Raw genomic sequence first — 21,749 nt, 5'->3', positions numbered from 1 at the left:
GGATTCCTGTTTACTGGAGGGCAGCTTGCTGCCCCAATTCGGAGAGATAAACCCACGGATAGATGCCGCGGTCGTGACCGTCATCAAAAGTCAGCTGCACCCCATAAATGCCGATGGGTTGCATATGCGTAATGCGGATATCCGGGGAAACGGGTGCCGGTGGCAGCCCCTTGAGGCGATGTGCCTTGCACGGGGCGCACTGGCACTGGCTGCGTAAAAACGCGGCAGGCAATGTCTGCTGGTCATGGGTGTGCCACACAATATGGAGCGCACCTTCGGTGGTCAGCGTCATGGTTTCAATGCTATTCATGCCGCTTGTGCCGCCTGGATTTGCGAGATGGCCAGGCGGGCGGATTTCCGTACTTCCGGGTCCGCATCATTCTGTATGGCTTCCAGCGCTGGCAGCGCCTCGACGACAGCGATTTCGCCCAGTGCAAGCGCGGCTTCTTTGCGCAGGTTGCTGATCACATGTGCCAGTGCCTCGACCAGCACAGGCAATGCCACGGGCTCACGCAACCGGCCCAGGGCGCGTGCGGCGCGGATGCGGACTTGCCAGTAATCATCCTGCATGGTTTCAATCAGGGGATGGATGGCATCCGCCAGTTTCAGTTTGCCTAGCGTGGTGGCCGCCTCTTCCCTCACTTGCCATTCCGGATCTTGCAGGCCAGCCAGCAAGGCATCCAGCACGGTATTGCTGTCGGCGAAACCAATCGCGCCAATCGCGGCGCGGCGGACTTCCGGTTCACTGTCGTGCTGGGCCAGTTCGGATAACAGCGGCAGGGCGGTGGCATTCTTCAGGTAGCCGACCACCGCCACCGCTTCACGCCTGACGGCAGGACTGGCATCTTTTAAAGCCGCCAGCGCGTAGCTGAAACTCTCCGGCACCCGCAATTCACGCAGGGCGCGGAACAGCGCCACGCGGGTAAACGGTGTGGCGGTTTCCAGCTGCGGCAGGATCAGGCGGGCGGAGGCCTGCAGTTTCAAGTCATGCAAGCTATGGGCCGCCGCTTCGCGCACTTGGGCATCCGTATCCTGCAATGCCTGCACCAGGCCGGTAATGCTCTCGGTGGTTTCAAAGGCTTCCAGTGCCCTGGCAGCTTCCAGGCGGACATCGGCAGCGGGGTCCTGTAGCGCGGCGGCAATCAGCGGCACATGCTCATCGCCGGGCAAGTCTGCCAGGTCGATAATGGCGATGCGGCGGATGGTGCTGTCTGTCGATTGCAATCGCTGCCGGATGTCTGCCAGTTCCGGATCGTCAAAAAAATCGGTGGTCATGGTGGTGTGTTTCCTAAGAAGTCAGTTCTGATTGTTTTAAAGGGCTCGCACCCAGCGGGCTCAGCCGGCGCAGCGGGAAGGCTGAATCCTGCGGGTGTAACAGGTCCAGGCAATGCCGCTTCAGTTGCATGAAATGGTCTGAGGTAATCAGGTCGGCCTGGCGCGGGCGGTCAAAATCCAGCCTGATTTCCTCGATGATGCGGCCTGGGCGCGGGCTCATGACGATGATGCGGTCCGCCAGGAACAGGGCTTCATCGATGTCGTGGGTAATAAACAGGATGGTAGTGTTCACCCTGTCCCAGACATCCAGCAATAATTGCTGCATCATCATGCGGGTCTGGGCATCCAGGGCGCCGAATGGCTCATCCATCAGCATGACGCGCGGATCGTTGATCAGCACGCGCGCGATCTCGACGCGCTGCTGCATGCCACCCGACAACTGGGCGGGATAGTGCTGCTCAAACCCGGCCAGCCCGACCAGCGCTAGTAACTCACGCGCCTTGTCTTGCCTTTGCTGTTTGGGCACGCCTTTCATCTTCAGGCCGAAGGCGACGTTATCAATGACTTTTTTCCACGGAAACAGGGTGTGTTGCTGGAACACCAGGCCGCGCTCCGGATGCGGGCCGTTAAGCGTCTGCCCATCCACGGTGATGCTGCCTCTGGTCGGCTGCAAATGACCGGCCAGGGTGCCAAGCAGGGTGGATTTGCCACAACCGGAAGGCCCCAGCAGGCAGACAAATTCGCCCGGTGACACGGATAATGTCACGTTGTGCAGCGCTTCAAACATCTGTTTGCCCTGTTGCAGGTGGATGGAGAGGTTGCGAATATCGATATTGCCCTGCTTCGCGTGTTTCAATGCGTGCGTCATGATGATTTTCTTTCACTGATATCCCAGGGCATCAGCCACTTGCCCAGTTTGCGGATCAATACACTGCTGGACATGCCGAGCAGGCCGATCAATAGCATGCCGACCACGATGTCCGGGTAGTTCTGCACGGTGTAAGACGCCCAGGTGTAATAGCCGATGCCATATTGGCCGGCAATCATTTCAGCCGTCACCAGGCAAAACCAGGCGGTGCCCATGCCAATGGCCAGCCCGGTGAAAATACTGGGTGCCGCTGCTGGCAGGATCACTTCGGTGAACAGCGATATTCTTTTGCTGCCCAGGCTGCGGGCCGAGGCCACCAGGCGCGGATCCACGGCTTCGACGCCATGGATGGTATTCAGCAGGATGGGAAACAGGGCCCCGGTGAAGGTAATAAATACCATGGACACTTCCGATGACGCGAACATCAGGATGGCCAGCGGAATCCAGGCCACGGCGGGAATGGGGCGCAGCACTTCCAGCGGTGGCAGTAATACATCTTCTGCAAACCTGGAGCGCCCCAGCAGCAGCCCCAGTGCCACGCCCACCACGGCGGCTGCGGCAAAACCGCCGAGTACGCGCAGGAGGCTGGCCGCCAGGTGGGAAACCAGTTTGCCTGATTGCAGCAGCTCCCAGGCGGCAGTGAGTACTTGCGCCGGGGATGGCACGTTCTGGAAGGTCACCACGCCAAGGTCTACGTGCGCAGTGGCCAGGTAATGCCAGGCGACCAGGCACACTGCCAGCGAGGCTGCCCTGGTCAGCACGCGGGCGAACGTTTTCCAGGGGAGTATGAGGCCCGTTGCCGGCGTATGCCCGGCGTGAATGGACGTGGAAGAGAGACTGTTATCCATGCGGATGTTCCTAAGGTTGAGGTGACGGATGTATGCGCTTAGATGGCGGATCTGGCTGCCGCAAAATCCAGTACCTTGCCGTCGTGGGTCTGGGCCCACTCTTCAGCCGAGCGCTTCAGGAGAAAGCTGTAAATGCCGGTCTTGTTCTGTACAAACCAGGCATCATGCGCCAGCAGCTTGATGCCGCTCTGGCTGTCTTGCACATAGGTTACGCGCACCGTTTTGCCGGCTTTTTCCAGGGCTTTCAGGTCTGTCAGTGCGGAAACGGGGGAGGCGTAATGCCGGACATGCGCTTCGCCTGCCACCCATATTTGTGCCACCTGTTTCGCATCGGTGACTGGTTTGCCGGTTAATGTGTCTTTAGCAACCAGCGGTAGCTGGGCATAGTTCTTGAGTTGCGCCTCATAGTCACGTCCTGACTCTTTAAATGCGGCGCGGATATACTGGTCATCGACGAAATGCTCAACATCCAGGTCAATTTGTTCGTGCTTGATATATTTCAGTGTTTCGATGGATGTCTTCACTGCCTGCCGGTATTCCGGTTTCCAGGAGAAGTCACGTGTCTGCAACCCCAGCGGCCCATGGAACAGGTAAATCACTTCGGCATTGATGCCAGTGACCTTGGCGATTAACTCGCTGTATTTTTCCGGCTCGGCGGCAATCAGCCTGTCAGCTTCCAGCGAGGCCTTCAGGAAGGCCTTGACGATTTCAGGGTATTTGCGGGCATAGGCAGCATCGACCAAGCTGCCGTGCATGGTAGGTGCATTGGCCTGTGAGCCATCATAGATTTTCCTGGCAATGCCCCTGAAAGGGAACAGCTCGGCAAACGGTACAAAATCCGCATGCGCTTCAATCTTGTTGGCTTTCAGTGCAGAACCGGCAATTTCCGGTGCCTGGGTGATGATATTGACGTCTTTTTCCGGATCCCAGCCCTGTTGCTTGATGGCGCGTAGCAGCATGCCATGCGAAGTGGAGGCAAAAGGCACTGAAATGGTTTTGCCTTTGAGCTCAGAGATGGAGGTGATGCGGGATTGTGTCGGTACGACAATGCCATTGCCGCTACCCTGGATGCTGCCGGAAAGCACGCTGATAAACAGGCTTTGCTTGCCGGCTTTCTGGAAGGCCGCGCCATTAAATGACCCCGGGAAATCTGCCATGGCACCAAAGTCCAGCTTGCCGGCAACCATTTCATTGGTCAGCGGGGCGCCGGAGGTGAAGTTCTTCCACTGGATATCGTAGCGCACGTTTTTGTATTTGCCGTCATGCGGCAGGTACTTTTCCAGCAGCTTGAGTTCGCGGATCAGGGCGCCGCCCGTGGCGCAATTGATGGTGGTATCCTGGGTGCCGATGGCGACCCTGATGGTTTCGGCAAATGCCACCGGCGTGAGTAAAAGGGAAACCAGCATTCCTGCCAGTGTTTTCTGCATGTTCATTGCAATCTCCAGAAGGTTATTCAATTCGCATTAGCACACTCCATTCGTATGGTCATTGCCGGGGAATCAGTCAAGTTAATAAAATTTGGTCGTTTGCTACCTGAGTAAATAAGGGATATCGACGGTGACCGCACCGGTCGGGCAATCTTTCTCGCAAGGCATGCAGTACCAGCACTCGTCAAATTTCATGAATGCCTTGCCTTTGACGATATCAATCGCCAGCACGTCCAGCGGGCAGACATCGACGCAGACGGTGCAGCCTTTCTCGGCAATGCATAAATCTTCATTGACCCGGACGGGAACGCTGGTCATGGTGGAAGCCTGGGGCATGGTTTACCTTTCAAACTGAGGTCAGGGTGTCTTGTTCCCTGGCGTTACTAAGCGCATCCTTGCTGATGCGGAGTTTCTGATATGCGGTTTTTTCCTGTTCATCCAGCTCGATGATGTATGGCTCAATGGGGCGCTTGAAGCAATGCATTTCGCCATTGAGCTTTTTCAGCTGTACATGCACGAACCAGTCTTCGTCATTGCGGGCGGGGTAATCCACCCGGTTGTGATACAGGCCCCAGCGGCTTTCCGTGCGGTAGAGGGAGGCACGGGCTGCCATTTCCGCACAATCGCGGATGGCATGTACTTCGAGTGCGCGCATGAGCTCATGCGGGTTGCTGGCGGATAAGCGGTCCAGGTCGTGCCTGATTTCCTCGAAGCGCTGCAGGCCGATCTCCATTTTGCGGGTCACTTTCGGCGGTTGCAGGTAGTCATTGACCATGCGGCGCAATTTGTACTCGACCTGCAATGGCGGTAAGCCATCCGGGCGCGAGAGCGGCGCCCATACGCGTTCACGTTCGGTGGCTATTTGTATTTCATCCACCTCTGCCAATGGTGCCTGCGCACAATAAGCGGCGGCACTTTCACCGGCAATTTTTCCGTAGACAAACGCACCCAGCATGTAGTTATGCGGCACGCAGGCCAGGTCACCGGCGGCATACAGGCCTTTTACCGTGGTTTCAGCAAATTCGTTGACCCAGACGCCGGAAGCAGAATGACCGCTGCACAGGCCGATTTCGGAAATATGCATTTCCACCATCTGTTCGCGGTAATCGGTACCACGGCCCTCATGGAAGCGGCCACGGCTGGGCCGCTCATTCGAGTGCAGGATGGTTTCGATATTCTGGATGGTCTCTTCTGCCAGGTGATCCAGCTTGAGGAACACCGGGCCGTTGCCACCTTCCAGTTCGCGGTAGAACTCCATCATCATCTGGCCGCTCCAGTAGTCGCACTCAATGAAGCGTTCGCCTTTGTTGTTGGCGGTGTAACCACCCAGCGGGCCGGTCACGTAGGCGCAGGCCGGGCCGTTATAATCCTTGATCAAGGGGTTGATCTGGAAGCATTCGATACCGCTCAGTTCTGCACCGGCATGATAGGCCATACTGTAACCGTCACCGGCATTGGTCGGGTTTTCGTAGGTGCCGAACAGATAACCGGAAGAGGGCAAGCCCAGGCGGCCGGCGGCACCGGTTGCCAGGATCACCGCCTTGGCGCGGATGATATGGAAATCACCGCTACGGCAATCAAATGCCATGGCGCCAGCGATGCTGCCGTCCTCTGCCAGCAGCAGGCGGGTGGCCACTAGGCGGTTGGTGATCTCAATGCGGGCGCGTTTCAGGCGGCGGTACAGCACCTTCTTGATGTCGTGGCCTTCCGGCATGGGTAATACATAGGTGCCCATGTGGTGCACTTTGCGCATGGCGTAATCACCGGTCTCATCTTTCTCGAACTTGACGCCCCAGCGGTCCAGCTCTTCAATCATGGCAAAGCTGTTCTCCGCATAGGCCATCACTGTTTTCTGGTTGACGATGCCATCATTGGCAATAGTGATTTCTTTCACGTATTGCTCGGGTGTGGCATGGCCGGGCACGATGGCATTATTCAGGCCATCCATGCCCATGGAGATAGCGCCACTGCGCTTGACGTTTGCTTTCTCCAGCAATAAAACTTTCAGTGCGGGATTGGCTTCTTTGGCCTTGACCGCTGCCATGGGGCCGGCGGTGCCACCGCCAATCACCAGTACATCAACCGTTTGTGTCTGTGTTTGCATAGTTATCCTGTGTTTGCTGATGCTTGAAAGTAGTGTCAGCGTGTTAATTCTCAGCGTATTAATTTTCCAGATGCCCGGCTGGTTCGCCGGGATGTCTGGCAATCCGCAAGCGGTACTGGAAAGCATCACCGCGGAAATACAGATATTCGAAATCCAGCGGCTGGCCATCCGCGGTATGGGTCAGGCGTTCCAGCCGCAACAGCGCGGTGCCTTCCGGTATAGCCAGGTGCAGGGCCAGTTGCGGGTCAGCCAGCATGGCATCAATCTGCAAGTCGGCATGCCCCAGCGCAATGCCGTAATCGTTCTCCATGACCAGGAAAATATCGCGCGAGGCCAAGTCTGCCTTGCGTAATTTTTCGCCAATGGCTTCCGGCAGGTAAGTGATTTCCACTGATACCGGCTCCCGGTTCAGGAAGCGTACCCGTTTGATTTCGGTAACCGTCTGGCCCACGGCCAACCCCAGTTTTTCTGCCACCGTCGGACTGGCCGGAATGAACTTGTGGCTGATCACCTTGTTGTAAATTTCGTAGCCCATGGGCAGCATGGCCTCGGCAAAGCCTTCCAGTTGTGTCAATTGCTGGAAGGCCTTGGGTTTGGCAACAAACGTTCCCTTGCCGGGGATTTTAAAAATCAGCCCTTCTTTCTGCAGATCGTTCAGGGCTTGCCGCACCGTAATGCGGCTCACCTTGAACTGGGTGCTGATCTCGCTTTCAGAGGGCAGTTGTGCATGCACTTTGTAGCTGCCATTCAGAATGCGTTCGCGCAGTGTTTCCTTGATCTGCGCATAGAGCGGCAAAGGCAACTCTACTGGTTTGAATACTGTATCCATAAGGCTCCGTTGACCTGTCATAACAGGTTATGCCGGGAATCATAATGACAACACCTGAAAAAATTAAAGAATATATTTCTATATCAATATTCTTATTTGTTATATGGATGGCGACAGTTTGTGCGCATAAGGCCAGGCGCCATACGCTCACTGAAAGGCACTGGGGGTTTTTATTTAAACCGGGTTGCCAGATTTATCTGACAACAAAATCGGATTTTCCCCAGTATGGAATCGGGCGCAGTCGACCTAAACTGGGCGCCAGTTTCTGAGTCACCACACGAGATAGTGGCCCAGGCGGAATGTGTAATGAACAGGTTGAGTACAGATGGCACCAAATGCGTTTGCAGAACAGATTTTTGAAGTATTGAGTTTTTCGATAGACCAGGCATGCAGGGAACTGGACTGGTCCAACGTCAGCCGGGATACGCTGGCGTTCGGGTTTACGCAGACCGATGTGTCCACGTCATTTTCATATGCACAACGGTTTGACCTGACAATCGCCCCCAATCTCTCGCTGTGCCTGCATTACCGGTCTTTTGCTCCTTCCGGCCCGTTCAATGCGCTGCCTGCTATCAGCCGGTTTGAGGTGATACTGGTGGAGGGCGATGACGTGGTAAAGTCTTACCAGAATGGGTTTGATGAGCCGTCACGTGGCGGCGACCAAACCATCTGGCATGAGCTCTCATTCGCGTAATGTTTCATCACGTAGTGGGGCATGCCTTGATCTTGAAGGAGATGACGATGCCAGAAAAAGCCAATCGCGACGCAAACGTACTGCCTGCCAAGCCTGAGCAGGATAAACAGTCATTAAAACCAGGGGGTGCTGCGCGCAGGAAAAAGCCCTCTCCCCAGACTGAAGAGGCAGAACTTGGCCCGGAAATACAGCATGGCCAGCTAGCGGCAGATGAGTTGAACAGCCGTAATGATGTTTGAAGCCGGCAGCCTTGTCTGCGAGCGATGAGGCCGGCTAACGCCGGAAAGCCAGCGTCAGTTATTGCCAGCCTTAGGGAATACCAATAATTTTTAGGTATTCCTCCAGGGTCATGGCGAGCTGCTCCAGTGAATTGTTCACTTCGTCGAGGTGGGCATTACCGTTCAAATGCAGTTTTTCCAGCAACGCCTTGTGTTTTTCAACCGCCTCCAGGTGCGCTTCCAGTTTGGCATCTTTTAATGCTTGGGCCATGATTTTTCCTCCTTGGGTATGTTTAACTTTAACAGGCATCTGGCGCCTGTGTTTAGCCTATATCAAGGCTTTTGCTATTGGAACCCTGATCCCCGGTAAAGTTTGCAGTAGCCCTCCTCTTCAATTGGCAGGAAAAACGCAGCCAAGGCCTGTTTAGTGGCGTGTAGCAAAGGTTGGCTCTGGCCCGGAAATACCGGCTACCTGATTCACAATGGGTGTAACGCTTGCTTTTTTAAACAAAGTAAAGGGAGAATTAAGCAAAAAATCTATCTATTTCCCGAAGATTAAATTAAATTAGCGCTGCTTAATATTTGGCAAACCCTCATTGACCTAACACATGCCAGTTCTCAATACCACCAGCCCGGAGATCTTGCGGGCAAGATATCGCAGTCTGTCAGGTGAAATACCCATCTTGATTTTCACTGCACTGAGTGCCACGGCGATGCAAGTGATTGCGCTAATGGGGGAAGTGGACTGGACGGCATCGGTGGGGCTGCCTGCCATCCGCATACTGCTGGGGGCATTGATTTTCCTTTACTGGTTCCGCCGTCGCCATGACCAGCCCAGTATGGCTCAAATACGCTGGCGGCTGAGGGCATCCTCCGTGTTACTGGTGCTTGCCGGTATCGTGACGCTGCTGAGAACCCTGTATCTATTTCACCATACCGGCACCTTTGGCCATTATTTCCTGATCATTGACACCCTGCTGTATGGGCTATGTTTTGTCTTTATTTTAAGCAAGCTCGGCATTGCGACGTACATTTACAATTTTTTGTTACTTGCGGCCACCATCAGTTGCATTTTTCTCGAGCCCCTTGAACATCCGTATGTGCTGACCGCGTTGATACTGGTGTTTGAAATCGGCGTGTTGCTGGCAATACGGACGAGCAATCATGTGTTTGACCAATGGGTCCATGCGACCTATGCCACGCACGCCTTGTCGGCAGAAAACCAGCGGCTGGCACACCAGGATACCTTGACGTGCCTGCCTAACCGCCGCCAGTTTTTCACGCATGTGGAGCAGCGCCTGGCCCATGCTGCCCAGGCAACTGAACGGGTGGCGGTGGGCATTGTCGACCTGGATAACTTCAAACCGGTGAATGATGCTTATGGTCATCATGTGGGGGATCTGGTCCTGGTGGAGATCGGCCTGCGCCTGTCCCGCCTCCGCGTGGCTGATGTGCAGTTTTACCGCCTGGGGGGCGATGAGTTTGCCTTTCAGCTCACCGCCGATATGCAACAGGCCATGTTGACGCAGCTTGGCAAAGAGGTCGTGCACGTCATCGCCCAGCCCATGCAGGTGGATGGCATCCCGATGACCATCAAAGCCTCAATTGGCGCTTGCGAGTATTCGAACAGCGGGGAAACGGCGCAGGATTTATATGAGCATGCCGATTTTGCGCTGTATCACGCTAAACGCACCGGGCGCGGCAGCATGGAAATTTACTCGCAGCAACTGGAACAGGCACGGCTGCATTTAAGCAAGATCGACCAGGCGTTACGCGCGGCGGATCTTGAGGCCGAACTGTTCCCCGTGTTCCAGCCGATTGTGTATGTGCATAACGGTGAGACCAGTTCATTTGAGAGCCTGGCCCGCTGGAACAGCCCAAGCCTGGGCATTGTCGCACCGGATGTGTTTATCAGTGCCGCAGAAAGCCTGGGCATGGTGTCGGAGATCACGCGGCTGATGTTTAAAAGGGCGATGGTGACGATGGCCGACTGGCCGGCGCATATCCGGTTATCGTTCAATTTGTCTGCCTACGATGTGACCAATAAAGGGGTGATTGAAGAGTTGATAGGCATGATGGCAGCAAGCGGCCTCCAGCCGGCACGCTTTATTTTTGAAATTACCGAAACCGCATTGTTGCAGGACTTTGCCACCGCCAGGGATAATATCAGCTTGCTGCGCCAGGCCGGTGCCAGAGTCGCACTGGATGATTTTGGTACCGGGTATTCCAGCCTGAGCCATGTGCAGAATCTGCCGCTGGATAAACTGAAGATAGACCGCAGCTTTATCAGGGACATTGAAACCAATACCATCAGCCAGACCATTGTGCGGTCTATCCTGGCCCTGTGCCAGGGCATGCAGATTGAATGTGTGGCCGAAGGAGCAGAAACCGAAAGCCAGGTCCGGTTCCTGCAAGCGCTGGGTTGCCAGCTGATCCAGGGCTATTTCTATTCCAGGCCGATGGCGCAGGAGCATATTGAAAGCTATCTGGCGGCGCGTACCTTAACGCCGGATACGCTCGGTTAGAATAACGGCATGTCATTACCACTGATTCAACAATACCTGCCTGGCTATCCGGCCCATGTGCAGGCGCAAGTGGCGCAACTGCATGCCCAGGGCCAGTTAGGCCAGTATTTCAGGCAGCGCTATCCGCAGCCCAATACCATCCAGAGCGATAAAGCACTGTATGATTTCTGCAATGGGTTGAGGCAACGTTATTTGAAAAATGCGCCGTTGCTGGATAAAGTATATTTTGACAGCCAGCTGACCATAGAGCGGCAGACGCTGGGCCTGAATACGGCCATCTCGCGCGTGCAGGGCGGCAAGCTCAAAGCAAAAAAAGAAATCCGCATTTCCTCCTTTTTTAAAACCACCCCGGCCGAGTTTCTCACCATGATTGTGGTACATGAACTGGCACACCTCAAAGAACGTGATCACGACAAAGCGTTTTACCAGCTATGCCTGCATATGGAACCTGACTATATGCAATATGAATTTGATTGCCGTTTGTATTTGCTATCGCTCATTTTGAATAAAACGCAGGTGGGATTACTCACGTAATTCCGTGATTGTCAGTGAGCCATTGCTTACATGCATCATGGCTTGCTGATTAACTGCAGCAAAGTATCACCTGCCACGGTGGGGCGGTTCACCACTAGCCAGACTGCGGCGATCCTGTCTGCATTGGCGTAGGCTGGCGTTATCAGTTCCTCCCCGAAAATGTCCGGCTCCAGTTCGGTGTACTGATAGGTACATCCGGCGGGGGCGGTTTTGTGTTTGACCGCTTCTAAAAAAGGGTCGTGACCCTCCATGATTGCCACGCCGGTGTAGAGCATCAGGCTGCCACCCGGTGCCAGGCGTGTAAGTGCAGATTCCACAATATCCAGGGATAGCTGGGCACCGAGCGGGCCTTTGCCATGGCGGTAGGCGCGTGCTGAAGGATCGACCAGGTAAGGCGGATTGGCAACAATCAGGTCAAACTCGCCTGGCAGGTCATGCAGTAGGTCGCTGTACTGAAAGCGGGCAGTGGGCAGGTCGTTGGCTTGTGCGTTGATGGCGGCAAAAGACAAGGCCTGCGGATTGATGTCTACGCCTATGCTTTCTGCATAAGGCAGGGCTTCTGCCAGGAAAATCGCCCCGGCACCGGTACCGGTGCCGATATCCACGCAGCGCTGTACTTTGCCCGGCAACGATGACAGGCTACTATACAGTGCGTTGATAAAGCGGTAGGTATCCGGCCCGAAAAACACGGCGTCAGCGGTATCGGTCGGAAAGCCCGAATGCAGGAACAGTTTATCCTGCAGGCTGGATACCCTGACCAGTGACTGCCAGCCCTGGGCTAGCGGGCGCAGAATACCAGCTTCCTGCATCAGCGCGAACAATGCTGCATCGACGGTTTCCGGCATAAACGGCCGGTTCCAGCCAAATACATCCCGCAGATGCCTGGCCCAGGCATTGCCCGCCCGCTGGTTAACCAACTGGTGAGTGGCGGGGGTGGTCGTGACAAAGCGATACTCACGGTCACGCAAAGCCCGCAGTAATTTTTCTAATGACGCAGGGAGGTGTTTTTCCACAATTTCATCCTTTGGTCATGAGGGGTTGATGGGCTCGCCTGGTTGGAGCCGGGTATCCTGATAGCTTAACAGAACTGCCAGCATCCTTTTATAAGCGTATTCCTACATGCAGCTCCTTGATTGTCCGATAGGGAGTTTGCCCGTATCTGCGTACCTTATGACATGGATAAACTGGAGATGCAAGACGATGGCAGGCCTGTATAAAGCACTCAGGAAGTCGCGGGAAACGACACCGCATGGTTCCTCAAAAGCGATGTATTTTTCCCTGCTGGAAGCTGCGCATATCAAGCGCGCCGGAGGCCCTTGTGCCGGCTTCCTTGCTGCACAACTGCAAGCCACCCGTGGCCATTCCACCTCCATGCCGACGCAGGCGGGACAGTTGAACAGCTGGCTCGCAGCCCATAATGAAACCGTGGGCCGCCAATACCAGCAATACCTGGCGTCCAGGCAGGCGGGTGGCCCACGCCGGTATTTCCACAGCAAAGCACATGCCTTGTATTTTCTAAGAGCCGTCGCTCCGACCAAAATGGTGGATGGGGCCTGGCTGTACGGGGTCACGCGCCACTGGCAGGATACCAGGCTGGCTTCCCTGATCCGGATTTACCTCGAAGAATTGGGCGACGGCGCGGAGGCCATGAATCATGTGGCGCTATACCGCAAGTTGCTCCGGGTGAATGGCTGTGATGACTGGAAAACCCTGGACGATCAATTTTTTACCCAGGGTGCGGTTCAACTCGCGCTGGCGGCCAATACCGAGACGCATTTGCCGGAGGTCATTGGCTTTAATCTTGGTTACGAGCAGTTGCCGCTGCACCTGCTCATCACGGCTTATGAGTTGAAAGAGCTCAATATCGACCCTTATTATTTCACTTTGCACACCACCATAGATAATGCACAAACCGGGCATGCGCATGCCGCTGTCGAGGCCGTGGCAGAGGCGATGCCCTTGTTCGGGGATAGCCGGCAGTATATGGCGCGCGTCCTGGCTGGCGTGAAATTGAACGATGCGGGGTTGAGCACGCTGGAGATTATCCGGCAGTTTGATTTACAGCAAGAGGTGGTGCGCATTCTGCAGGCCAAGGCGACCATAGGCCGTTTCATGCACGCCAATCGTTGCGAGATCGCGGGTAAATCCATTAATGCGTGGCTGGCGGATAGCGACCAGATGGTTCCCTTTTTACATGCAATGGAGAAAACCGGCTGGATCAAGCGGCATCATGCCCCCGAAGAAAGCCCGTTCTGGAAAACATTTGCCGGGGAGAAAGCCCCCATGTTCGGCGTGTTTACGGCTTATGAACAGCAGGTTCTGTACGACTGGATTGCCGGTGACGCACTGGAAAACATGCCTATGCTTGGCCGCTTGGGCCGGCCATGGCGCATGGTGGAAAAGCAGGGGCTGGCCAGGGAGGCTGGGAAAAATAACCCGCATGACAATGTCTATGACTTGCGTACAGGCGGCCGCATCGCTCGGTTGCCAGTCAGTCATGACTTTAACCAGGACCAGGTATCATTTGAGTGCCATGTACACAGCATGGACGACGGCCAGGCGCTGATGGAGTTTCTGGCTGGCTGGTTATCGCCTGGCAAACACCACACACCGCTGGGCTTATGTGCCACCCGCTATTTCAAATCTTATCTCGATTCACCCTTTTAGCCGTGCGGATGACATTGAAAATGCCGCATGGTAAGGCGACTTTTTATGGGAAGGCAGCTTTTGGGGGAGATCAACCAAATAAATCATCCAGCGGGTTCTTGTCTGGGAGACTGCCGGATGAAGATTGGGCCGATACGCGCCTGGCCGTAAACTCTTCTTCGATATTGTCGCGGTAATAGCTCCACTGGACGCCTGAGCTTTTAAGGTTGCGCCATATGCTTTCGCTTATATTGGCGTATTCCAGCACAGTGCCATCGTCCAGTTCCACCCGTAATGTGCGGGACCTGGCATCATAACCAATGGCGCGTAATTTGCCAGAGCTGGTTTTGAGCATGTCCATGATGCGTTCGCGATGTATTAACAGCAACCGCCAGACTTGCAGCCACAGGATTTGCCAGTAGGCTTGAGCGTTTTTTTCTGCCAGGCCTGCACAAACTCCTCTTTGCTCATGGGTTTCAACTGCAATGACTGCTGCAACTCGGGATCCACCACCTCTGTCTGGTAGCGCTCGAAATGGGCCAGGTACCTGGCATAGGCACGGTCAGCGCCCAGCAATTTCTGCCATTGTGTCCACCACCATTTTTTCAGTTTAAACATGAGCGCTCCTTTGTTTACGCAGAGTTTGATATTGTAGGGGATGGAATGGTTCTTTGACAGGGCATTTTTACCAGGCGGCAGGCAATGCGTGTCAGGCCGGATCCGCCTGCTGCCTGTCTTTATGTGACAGGCGGCGGAGCTGGCATATACTATGTCCGGTAAGCTGTCTGTTCAGCCTGGTAGGTTTTTATGACAAACGAATTCTATTTCAACCTGATTCTCTTCTTCCTGGTCGCGATTATCGCCCTGGAACTGGCGGCGAAAAAGCTCCGTTTGCCGCCAGCGGTAGCGCAGCTGATGGGCGGTGCGGTGATTGCGTTTATGCCGGGATTACCGGCCTTTGAAATTGACCCTGCACTGGTGCTGGTGGTGTTTCTGCCTCCTTTGCTGATGCACGGGGCCTATTTCACCGTGTGGCATGAGTTCAGGCGCCACCTGACCGGCATCCTGCTGCTGGCGATAGGTGCGGTCCTGTTTACCACGCTGGTGGTGGGTGTGGCCTTGCATACCTTAAGCCCGGCCTTGCCCTGGGCGGCCTGTTTTGCACTGGGGGCGATTGTGTCGCCCCCGGACGCCATTGCGGCCAAGGCGGTATTGCAGCGCGTTGCCTTGCCGCGCAAGCTGATGGTGTTGCTTGAAGGCGAAAGCCTGCTCAATGATGCGACCGGCCTGGTGTTATACAAGTTTTCGATTGCGGTGATACTGACGGGCGCGTTCTCGCTGCAATCCGCCCTGGGTGACTTTGTCTTCCTCAGCCTGGGTGGGATATTGCTGGGTGCGGCATTCGGCTACCTGGTGTTTAAAACCTTGCGCTACCTGCACGATACTTCACTCATGATCCTGGCATCGGCCTTGCCGGGATGGATTTGTTATGTAGTTGGCGAGCACCTGGGTGTCTCGGGTGTGATTGCGACGGTGACTTACGGCATGATGCTGGGCTGGTACCAGCATGAAATCATGACTGCCACGGCGCGCAGGCGTGGCAGTGCGTTCTGGGACATCATGATCTTCATGTTTGAGTCGCTGGTATTTATCCTGATCGGCTTGTCGCTGCGCGGGGTATGGGAACGGATTGCCCACGCCGACAAGTCGCTGGCCGATTACAGCATCGAAGTATTGCTGGTCCTGGCCGTGGTGATCGCCTCCCGCTTTGCCTGGGTGTTTGCGGTGGATGCGATCGCGCAGGCTTCTAAAAGCAAAACGCATATACGTCGGCAGCCAACCAGTTGGCGGGAGTCCTTTGTGAAAAGCTGGGCCGGCATGCGTGGCGTGGTGACGCTGGCGGCAGCACTGGCCGTGCCGGCCCAGGTGCCGGGGCGTGACCTCATGCTGTTGTGCGCGTTCGCCGTGATCCTGGTGACTGTGTTATTCCAGGGCACTACCATAGGCTGGATTATCCGCGTGATGAAATTAAAACCGACGGCGCACGAGCATGCTTACCTGAATGAGGCGCAGACCTGGGCCAGGCTGGAAGCGGCGCAATATGCAGTGGTCAACCGGCTGGCGCATGATGAGCGCGGTAATGTCATCCATCCGCGCCTGCTGGAACAGTATGGCTACCGCGCCAATTTGTCTGACACTATGAAAGACGCCGGCAGTTTGCCTGCGAATTCGCGCCAAGCCCATTTTAACGTGGTGCTGGCGGCGGTGGCTGCCGGGCGGCAGGAATTGCTCAGGCTGCACCGGTCCGGCCAGATTCATGACGACCTGCTGCGCATCATGGAGCGTGACCTGGATTTCCAGGAAATTGCAGCCCTGCATAACCGCGCTTAGTGACCCACATGCCAAGATGTCCACATTTTTTGTGGATAACGTTCCTGATGGTCTGTGGGTGAATGCGTTAATTGCTTGATTAATATCACCAATTCCCAGCTGATTAAAATGCGTGCGGCCCATGCGGGTTGTTCTCGTTACCCATGTGTAGCCCCGGTTCCATTTCTGCTTCCGGCGCAAAACAATCCGAAGTGCCCATCTTGCCTGTACACGTTCACCGGCGTAGCATAGATTTACCGTAGGCCAGGTTAGGAGCGATTATGAGAAGACTTTTCTATATTGATTATCCGCAAGAGCATATTGAAGGGCAGGCGCATCGCTACCGTTGCGCATTTTGCAAACTGGAAACGACTACAATCAATGGCCGCCTGGAAGGGCATTTGCCTACGTGTGATTATCGCGTGGCGTTGGAAAAAGCAGGTTTTGAATGCAACCGCCACTCGCCCATCCCGCATGAGGATACCGCTGATGAGGTGGATTGATACTGGCCTGGCCCTGGATTGCTAAACTTTCACTTTTAATGCTTGTTGAGTACGCATGACCACGTTTACCCCTTTGCAATCACTGACCGGTGGATTGCTGATTGGTTTTTCTACATGGTTGATGATACGCTGGCTGGGCAAAGTTGCCGGTATCAGCGGTATTGTCGGCCAGCTCTGGTCGGCCAGGCGCGGTGATCGTGGCTGGCGGTTTGCATTTGCGGCTGGCCTGCTGCTATCCCCGCTGTTGTATCGCCTGTTTGCGCCTTTGCCTGCCGTACAGCTCGCCGCCACTACGTCGTGGCTCATCATTGCCGGTATGCTGGTGGGTTTTGGCAGCCGCCTGGGCAGTGGGTGTACCAGTGGCCATGGTGTGTGTGGGTTATCCCGGCTGTCGCGGCGCTCGTTGGTCGCAACCCTGGCCTTTATGGCGACAGCGATGCTGGTCGTCTGGCTGGTACGCCATGGTCTGGTCGCAGGATAGGGGCAGCAACATGGCGAATTTAATCGCGTTACTGGCAGGTGTCATTTTTGGCCTGGGGCTGATTGTCGGCGGCATGACCAATCCGGCCAAAGTGCTGGCGTTCCTGGATATCACCGGCGATTGGGATCCTTCGCTGGCCTTTGTCATGATGGGGGCGATTGCCATCGGTTTTTTTGCTTTCCGTGCGGCGGCCCGGCAATCCAGCAGCCTGCTGGGCTTACCTGTGCAACTGCCGGCCACCACGTTGATTGACCGTAAACTGGTGGCGGGGGCCGTGATTTTTGGTGCCGGCTGGGGGCTGGCCGGTTTCTGTCCTGGCCCGGCAGTCGCCTCGGTATTGACGGGTGGAAGCGCTGTGGGGATATTTGTCGCCAGTATGCTGGCGGGCATGGGATTGCATACGCTGGCGGTCCGCCGCGGCTGGATTTAGCCTTTTTCTTGCCAGAGTTTACGGTAGCGCCACAGCGTGGTGCGGCCAACGCCAAGCCGCCTGGCGGCTTGTGCCAGGTTGCCCTGGCTGGCCGCCATTGCCTGCACAATATCCGCTTCTGACAACGTCTTGCGGCCAGGCTTGCCAGGCGCTATTTCTATTGCCGTCGTGGTCGTGGACAGCAGCTCCGGTGGCAAGTCACTGACTTGTACCTGTTTGCCATCACACATCACCAGGGCGTAATGCATCACATTGCGCAATTCACGGACATTGCCAGGCCAGTCATAATCCAGCAGCTTTTGCATGGCGGCAGGGCTGATTTCTGGCATGGTCTCGCTGCTGAACTGTTGTTTTAGCAAGTGGCGGACAATCAGCGGAATGTCCTGTTTACGTGCTTGCAAGCTGGGGATAAAAATCGGGATCACGCGCAGGCGGTACAGCAGGTCTTGCCGGAAACGCCCGGCCTTGACCTCTTCACGTAACGCCTTGTGGGTGGCCGCCACAATACGGACATTGGCCTGCAATGGCCGGTCAGCACCGACCGGCAGGTATTCGCCGGTTTCCAGGACGCGCAATAATTTGGCTTGCAACTCATAAGGGAGTTCTGCGATTTCATCCAGGAACAGGGTGCCGCCTTCTGCCCGCCCAAATAAGCCCTGATGGTCGCGCACCGCGCCGGTAAATGCCCCTTTGACGTGGCCGAACAGCTCACTTTCGAGGATGCCGGCATTGAGGGTGGCGCAGTTAATTGCAACAAAGGGCGCATGGTTGCGCGCACTTTCGCCGTGAATCGCCCGCGCAACCAGTTCTTTACCTGTGCCTGAATCGCCGCGAATAAGCACCGGGATATCGGTGCCGGCGACACGGCGCACCATGTCGAAGACTTTGTACATGTCGGGGGCGTGGCTGATCAGCCCATATTTTTCTGCCATGTCATCGGCTGCCGGGGAGGTTTCTGCGGCAGGCCGCTGTGGTAACAGGATTTCCAGTCCTCCTTCAAAACTGCCATCCGCCGCCTGGAAGGCCATGGCATATTTGATCACGCCTTGCAACTGGCCATCACTGCGCTGCAACTGCAGGGGGAACGCCTCTACCTTGCCCGCCTCGGTGAGTCCGCAACCACGCATGCATTGAATGCAACGGTTGGCGGTCAGGCAGCTCTCTCCTTGTAATGCCTGCGACGGGTAGCCTAGCAGTTTCTCGGCACCAGGGCTCCAGTAGCTGATTTTTTTCTGCGGGTCGACGGTAAAGACGGCGGCATCGGGCATGATGAGTGAAATCATGCGTGCCAGGGATTCTCCCTGGGCGCGGCTCAATTGAGGCTGATTGGCAAAAAAGGCGGCTGGAGATTGTTTCATTTTCATATATGAAACGTTTCATGTTTGATTGAAGTGTTTCATTGAAACACTAAGTGATGATGTTTGCAATCGAGATGAGGGGTTAACCCGTTGATTTATATCGGCCTGCATGAAGATTTGAAGCGCTGGCATCGCTTTTGCTAAAACTTCATTGATTTCGAGGAGCGCAAACATGATTTTTGAGCAATTTTTTGAGCCGGACACCAGCACATTCACCTACCTGCTGGCCTGTGAAAAAAGCAGGCAGGCGGTGCTGATTGATCCGGTCGAGTGTGATGTGGAGAAATACATTGCTGCGCTGCAGCAGCGGGGATTGACGCTGGTTTATACGCTGGAAACCCATGTGCATGCCGATCATGTCACGGCGGCGGATACCTTGCGCAAACGGCTTGGCAGCAAAAGTGTGGTGCACCGTGATGCGGGCGCCTTGTGCGGGGATCTGCTGGTCACTGATGGTATTCATCTGCAAGTGGGTGCTGTGGATATAGAGGTACGCTATACGCCTGGCCACACCAATGGCTGTGTGAGTTATTTTACCGGTAACCGCATTTTTACCGGTGATGCTTTGCTGATTGATGGCTGTGGCCGTACCGATTTCCAGCAGGGCAATGCCGGGCAGTTGTATGACAGTATCCATCACAGGATTTTCAGCCTGCCGGATGACACCCTGGTTTATCCTGGCCATGATTACAATGGGCATACCGTGTCTACAGTCGGTCAGGAAAAACGCGGAAACAAACGCCTTGGCGGCGGAAAGTCGCGGGCCGAGTTTATCGAGATCATGGCAAATCTCAAGCTGGCTTACCCCAAGCATATCGATGTGGCCTTACCGGCCAACCAGGCCTGCGGTAATCTTGCAGTCAAGCAGTCCGCCTGATGCAGCTGGCGCGCTATTTCCCGATATTGCGCTGGGGGTGCCATTACCAGCGTCACCAGGCCATGCACGACCTGATGGCAGCGGTGGTAGTGACATGCATGCTCGTGCCGCAGGCGCTGGCGTATGCCATGCTGTCCGGATTACCTCCGCAGGTTGGTTTGTATGCCAGTATGCTGCCCTTGGTGGCGTATGCATTGCTGGGGACCAGTTCTACGCTGGCTGTCGGGCCGGTTGCCGTTGCAGCGCTGATGACCGCGAGCGCCATTGCACCGTATTCGGCGCAGAGCCCTGCCTTGGGCCTGCAGGCAGCGGTCATATTAGCCTCCCTGTCTGGCATGGTACTGGGACTGGCCGGGATATTGCGCCTGGGTTTCCTGGCCAATTTCCTGTCGCACCCTGTCATTGCCGGCTTTATGGGTGCCGCCAGCCTGCTGATCGCCAGTAGCCAGGTGCCTGTGCTGCTTGGCCTCCATGCCCGTGGGGACAGTATACTGACGCTATGGCAGGCTATCTTGGTACAACTCGGTCAGGCGCATCCGGCGACTACCCTGTTTTCGGGGCTGGCCTTGCTGTTCCTGCTCGCCACCAGGCGTTATGGCCAGCCGCTTTTACAAGCGGCAGGGATCAGCCTGTACTGGGCACAAGTTATCTGCCGGATGGCCCCTGTATTGCTGGTCATCGCCGGCATCCTGGCCGTGCAGGGCGCTTCTTCATGGACGGCGGGTGTGGCGACGATTGGCCGCATCCAGCCTGGATTGCCTGCGTTGGCACTCCCTTCCTGGCATGCGTCAATCTGGCAGTCTTTACTGATGCCAGCCATCCTTATCTCCATCGTCGGTTACGTGGAGTCGATTTCAATCGCCCAGAGCCTGGCTATAAAACGGCGTGAGCGTATTCACCCTGACCAGGAACTGATGGCACTCGGAGCTGCCAACCTGGCGGCCAGTATCAGTGGCGGGCAACCGGTAACGGGTGGCGTGTCACGCTCGGTAGTGAATACGGATGCCGGCGCACAGACGCCTGCCGCCGGCTTGTTCACTGCATTGGGTATGTTACTGGCCAGCTTGTTCCTGACCCCCTGGTTGCGCGATTTACCCATGTGTATCCTGGCGGCCAGCATCGTGGTTTCCGTACTCGGTGTGTTTGAGTGGCACGTGTTTAGCCATACATGGCAACGCAATCGCAGTGACTTCTGTGCGTTGCTGGCCACTTTTTTGCTGACCTTGCTGGTGAATGTGGAAAGTGGCATCAGTGCCGGGGTGATATTGTCTATCGCCATGCATTTGTACCGCAGTAGCCGGCCACATATCGCGGTGGTGGGACAAGTGCCCGGTACCGAGCATTTCCGCAATATTGAGCGGCATGCGGTGGCAGTGTGTCCCGAGGTGGTGACCCTGCGGGTGGATGAAAGCCTGTATTTTGCCAATGCCCGTTATCTGGAGCAGAAAGTGCTTGAAGTGGTGGCTGACCAGCCGACGCTCAAGCATCTGGTATTAATGTGTTCTGCCGTGAATGACCTGGATGGGAGTGCGCTGGAAATATTGCAACTGATTAACCGTCATTTGTCCAGGCTGGGCATAGGCTTTCATTTGTCCGAAGTCAAAGGCCCGGTCATGGACCTGTTACAACGCTCACATTTCCCGCAGCAACTGCATGGCCATATTTACCTGACACAATACAAAGCCTATGAAGCCTTGTCCTGTGTACCCGCTTCCTCAGGGTAAACGCAAACCCGTGGCTGCCCATGCCATGGGGCAACAGG

Annotated in this window: 24 protein-coding genes; 11 read left to right on the top strand and 13 right to left on the bottom strand. The window is 55.6% G+C overall.

Going from position 1 to position 21,749, the window contains the following annotated elements; all coding sequences use genetic code 11:
• Positions 1 to 10: 10 nt before the first annotated feature.
• The 8 genes from BLP53_RS10165 to BLP53_RS10130 form a co-directional block, all read right to left on the bottom strand.
• Positions 11 to 310 carry a DUF971 domain-containing protein gene (locus BLP53_RS10165; RefSeq protein WP_091472065.1) on the bottom strand — a complete coding sequence of 100 codons (300 nt, stop codon included), beginning with the start codon at positions 308 to 310 and terminating at the stop codon, positions 11 to 13.
• The gene (locus BLP53_RS10160; protein WP_091472064.1) at positions 307 to 1,275 is read right to left on the bottom strand and encodes a HEAT repeat domain-containing protein; all 969 of its coding nucleotides are present in this window, start codon (positions 1,273 to 1,275) and stop codon (positions 307 to 309) included. Before BLP53_RS10160 ends, BLP53_RS10165 begins: the two co-directional genes overlap by 4 nt.
• Positions 1,276 to 1,288: 13 nt before the next feature.
• Positions 1,289 to 2,143 (bottom strand): ABC transporter ATP-binding protein, encoded by an 855-nt coding sequence (locus tag BLP53_RS10155; protein WP_091472063.1) that lies wholly within the window; start codon positions 2,141 to 2,143, stop codon positions 1,289 to 1,291.
• Positions 2,140 to 2,991 (bottom strand): ABC transporter permease, encoded by an 852-nt coding sequence (locus tag BLP53_RS10150; RefSeq protein ID WP_091472062.1) that lies wholly within the window; start codon positions 2,989 to 2,991, stop codon positions 2,140 to 2,142. Before BLP53_RS10150 ends, BLP53_RS10155 begins: the two co-directional genes overlap by 4 nt.
• A gap of 38 nt (positions 2,992 to 3,029) precedes the next feature.
• On the bottom strand, positions 3,030 to 4,424 hold the full coding sequence (locus tag BLP53_RS10145; RefSeq protein WP_091472061.1) for an ABC transporter substrate-binding protein: 1,395 nt from the start codon (positions 4,422 to 4,424) through the stop codon (positions 3,030 to 3,032).
• 96 nt (positions 4,425 to 4,520) lie between these two features.
• Positions 4,521 to 4,736, bottom strand: coding sequence for a 4Fe-4S dicluster domain-containing protein (locus tag BLP53_RS10140; protein ID WP_245652791.1), 216 nt, complete (start codon positions 4,734 to 4,736; stop codon positions 4,521 to 4,523).
• A 28-nt stretch (positions 4,737 to 4,764) separates the two neighbouring features.
• Positions 4,765 to 6,522, bottom strand: coding sequence for a fumarate reductase/succinate dehydrogenase flavoprotein subunit (locus BLP53_RS10135; protein ID WP_091472059.1), 1,758 nt, complete (start codon positions 6,520 to 6,522; stop codon positions 4,765 to 4,767).
• A 58-nt stretch (positions 6,523 to 6,580) separates the two neighbouring features.
• Entirely contained in the window at positions 6,581 to 7,351 is a 771-nt protein-coding gene (locus tag BLP53_RS10130; protein WP_091472058.1) for a GntR family transcriptional regulator, read from the bottom strand.
• Between the two features lie 325 nt (positions 7,352 to 7,676).
• On the opposite strand from BLP53_RS10130, the gene BLP53_RS10125 reads away from it, so the two are divergent.
• Entirely contained in the window at positions 7,677 to 8,045 is a 369-nt protein-coding gene (locus BLP53_RS10125) for a hypothetical protein (protein ID WP_091472057.1), read from the top strand.
• Between the two features lie 47 nt (positions 8,046 to 8,092).
• Positions 8,093 to 8,284 carry a hypothetical protein gene (locus BLP53_RS10120; protein WP_143001367.1) on the top strand — a complete coding sequence of 64 codons (192 nt, stop codon included), beginning with the start codon at positions 8,093 to 8,095 and terminating at the stop codon, positions 8,282 to 8,284.
• Positions 8,285 to 8,354: 70 nt separating this feature from the next.
• On the opposite strand, the gene BLP53_RS10115 is transcribed toward BLP53_RS10120, so the two are convergent.
• Complete coding sequence (locus BLP53_RS10115; protein WP_091472055.1) at positions 8,355 to 8,534, bottom strand: hypothetical protein; 180 nt, start codon at positions 8,532 to 8,534, stop codon at positions 8,355 to 8,357.
• Positions 8,535 to 8,871: 337 nt separating this feature from the next.
• On the opposite strand from BLP53_RS10115, the gene BLP53_RS10110 reads away from it, so the two are divergent.
• Positions 8,872 to 10,788 (top strand): putative bifunctional diguanylate cyclase/phosphodiesterase, encoded by a 1,917-nt coding sequence (locus BLP53_RS10110; protein WP_091472054.1) that lies wholly within the window; start codon positions 8,872 to 8,874, stop codon positions 10,786 to 10,788.
• Positions 10,789 to 10,797: 9 nt separating this feature from the next.
• Positions 10,798 to 11,322, top strand: coding sequence for a M48 family metallopeptidase (locus tag BLP53_RS10105; protein ID WP_091472053.1), 525 nt, complete (start codon positions 10,798 to 10,800; stop codon positions 11,320 to 11,322).
• A 35-nt stretch (positions 11,323 to 11,357) separates the two neighbouring features.
• Here BLP53_RS10105 and BLP53_RS10100 read toward each other — a convergent pair whose 3' ends face one another.
• Positions 11,358 to 12,335 (bottom strand): N5-glutamine methyltransferase family protein, encoded by a 978-nt coding sequence (locus BLP53_RS10100; RefSeq protein WP_091472052.1) that lies wholly within the window; start codon positions 12,333 to 12,335, stop codon positions 11,358 to 11,360.
• 187 nt (positions 12,336 to 12,522) lie between these two features.
• Between BLP53_RS10100 and BLP53_RS10095 the strand changes: the two genes are divergently transcribed.
• Positions 12,523 to 13,989, top strand: a complete 1,467-nt coding sequence (locus tag BLP53_RS10095) for an iron-containing redox enzyme family protein (RefSeq protein ID WP_245652790.1) — start codon at positions 12,523 to 12,525, stop codon at positions 13,987 to 13,989.
• A 70-nt stretch (positions 13,990 to 14,059) separates the two neighbouring features.
• Here the strand turns inward: BLP53_RS10095 and BLP53_RS10090 are convergent, their stop codons facing one another.
• Both BLP53_RS10090 and BLP53_RS10085 read right to left on the bottom strand, forming a co-directional pair.
• Positions 14,060 to 14,329, bottom strand: a complete 270-nt coding sequence (locus BLP53_RS10090; protein WP_091472051.1) for a KTSC domain-containing protein — start codon at positions 14,327 to 14,329, stop codon at positions 14,060 to 14,062.
• Between the two features lie 17 nt (positions 14,330 to 14,346).
• Positions 14,347 to 14,586, bottom strand: a complete 240-nt coding sequence (locus tag BLP53_RS10085) for a YbdD/YjiX family protein (protein ID WP_091472050.1) — start codon at positions 14,584 to 14,586, stop codon at positions 14,347 to 14,349.
• A 189-nt stretch (positions 14,587 to 14,775) separates the two neighbouring features.
• On the opposite strand from BLP53_RS10085, the gene BLP53_RS10080 reads away from it, so the two are divergent.
• From BLP53_RS10080 to BLP53_RS10065, 4 genes are all read left to right on the top strand, one after another.
• The gene (locus tag BLP53_RS10080; protein WP_091472049.1) at positions 14,776 to 16,359 is read left to right on the top strand and encodes a Na+/H+ antiporter; all 1,584 of its coding nucleotides are present in this window, start codon (positions 14,776 to 14,778) and stop codon (positions 16,357 to 16,359) included.
• Positions 16,360 to 16,619: 260 nt separating this feature from the next.
• Entirely contained in the window at positions 16,620 to 16,841 is a 222-nt protein-coding gene (locus BLP53_RS10075; protein WP_091472048.1) for a hypothetical protein, read from the top strand.
• Positions 16,842 to 16,896: 55 nt separating this feature from the next.
• Positions 16,897 to 17,322 (top strand): YeeE/YedE family protein, encoded by a 426-nt coding sequence (locus BLP53_RS10070; protein ID WP_176755264.1) that lies wholly within the window; start codon positions 16,897 to 16,899, stop codon positions 17,320 to 17,322.
• 10 nt (positions 17,323 to 17,332) lie between these two features.
• Complete coding sequence (locus tag BLP53_RS10065; protein ID WP_091472355.1) at positions 17,333 to 17,752, top strand: DUF6691 family protein; 420 nt, start codon at positions 17,333 to 17,335, stop codon at positions 17,750 to 17,752.
• On the opposite strand, the gene BLP53_RS10060 is transcribed toward BLP53_RS10065, so the two are convergent.
• Positions 17,749 to 19,116: a sigma-54 interaction domain-containing protein gene (locus BLP53_RS10060; protein ID WP_218119041.1), complete on the bottom strand. Its 1,368-nt coding sequence runs from the start codon at positions 19,114 to 19,116 to the stop codon at positions 17,749 to 17,751. The genes BLP53_RS10065 and BLP53_RS10060 overlap by 4 nt on opposite strands.
• Before the next feature lie 166 nt (positions 19,117 to 19,282).
• Here BLP53_RS10060 and BLP53_RS10055 point away from each other — a divergent pair, with 166 nt between their 5' ends.
• Both BLP53_RS10055 and BLP53_RS10050 read left to right on the top strand, forming a co-directional pair.
• Complete coding sequence (locus BLP53_RS10055; RefSeq protein WP_091472047.1) at positions 19,283 to 19,987, top strand: MBL fold metallo-hydrolase; 705 nt, start codon at positions 19,283 to 19,285, stop codon at positions 19,985 to 19,987.
• Positions 19,987 to 21,711 carry a SulP family inorganic anion transporter gene (locus BLP53_RS10050; protein WP_091472046.1) on the top strand — a complete coding sequence of 575 codons (1,725 nt, stop codon included), beginning with the start codon at positions 19,987 to 19,989 and terminating at the stop codon, positions 21,709 to 21,711. Before BLP53_RS10055 ends, BLP53_RS10050 begins: the two co-directional genes overlap by 1 nt.
• Positions 21,712 to 21,749 lie beyond the last annotated feature (38 nt).

It is taken from the genome of Methylophilus rhizosphaerae (assembly GCF_900100975.1).
Lineage (GTDB): Bacteria > Pseudomonadota > Gammaproteobacteria > Burkholderiales > Methylophilaceae > Methylophilus > Methylophilus rhizosphaerae.
The sequence above is the reverse complement of the archived record's forward strand: the minus strand, read 5'-3'. Positions and strand labels throughout refer to the sequence as shown.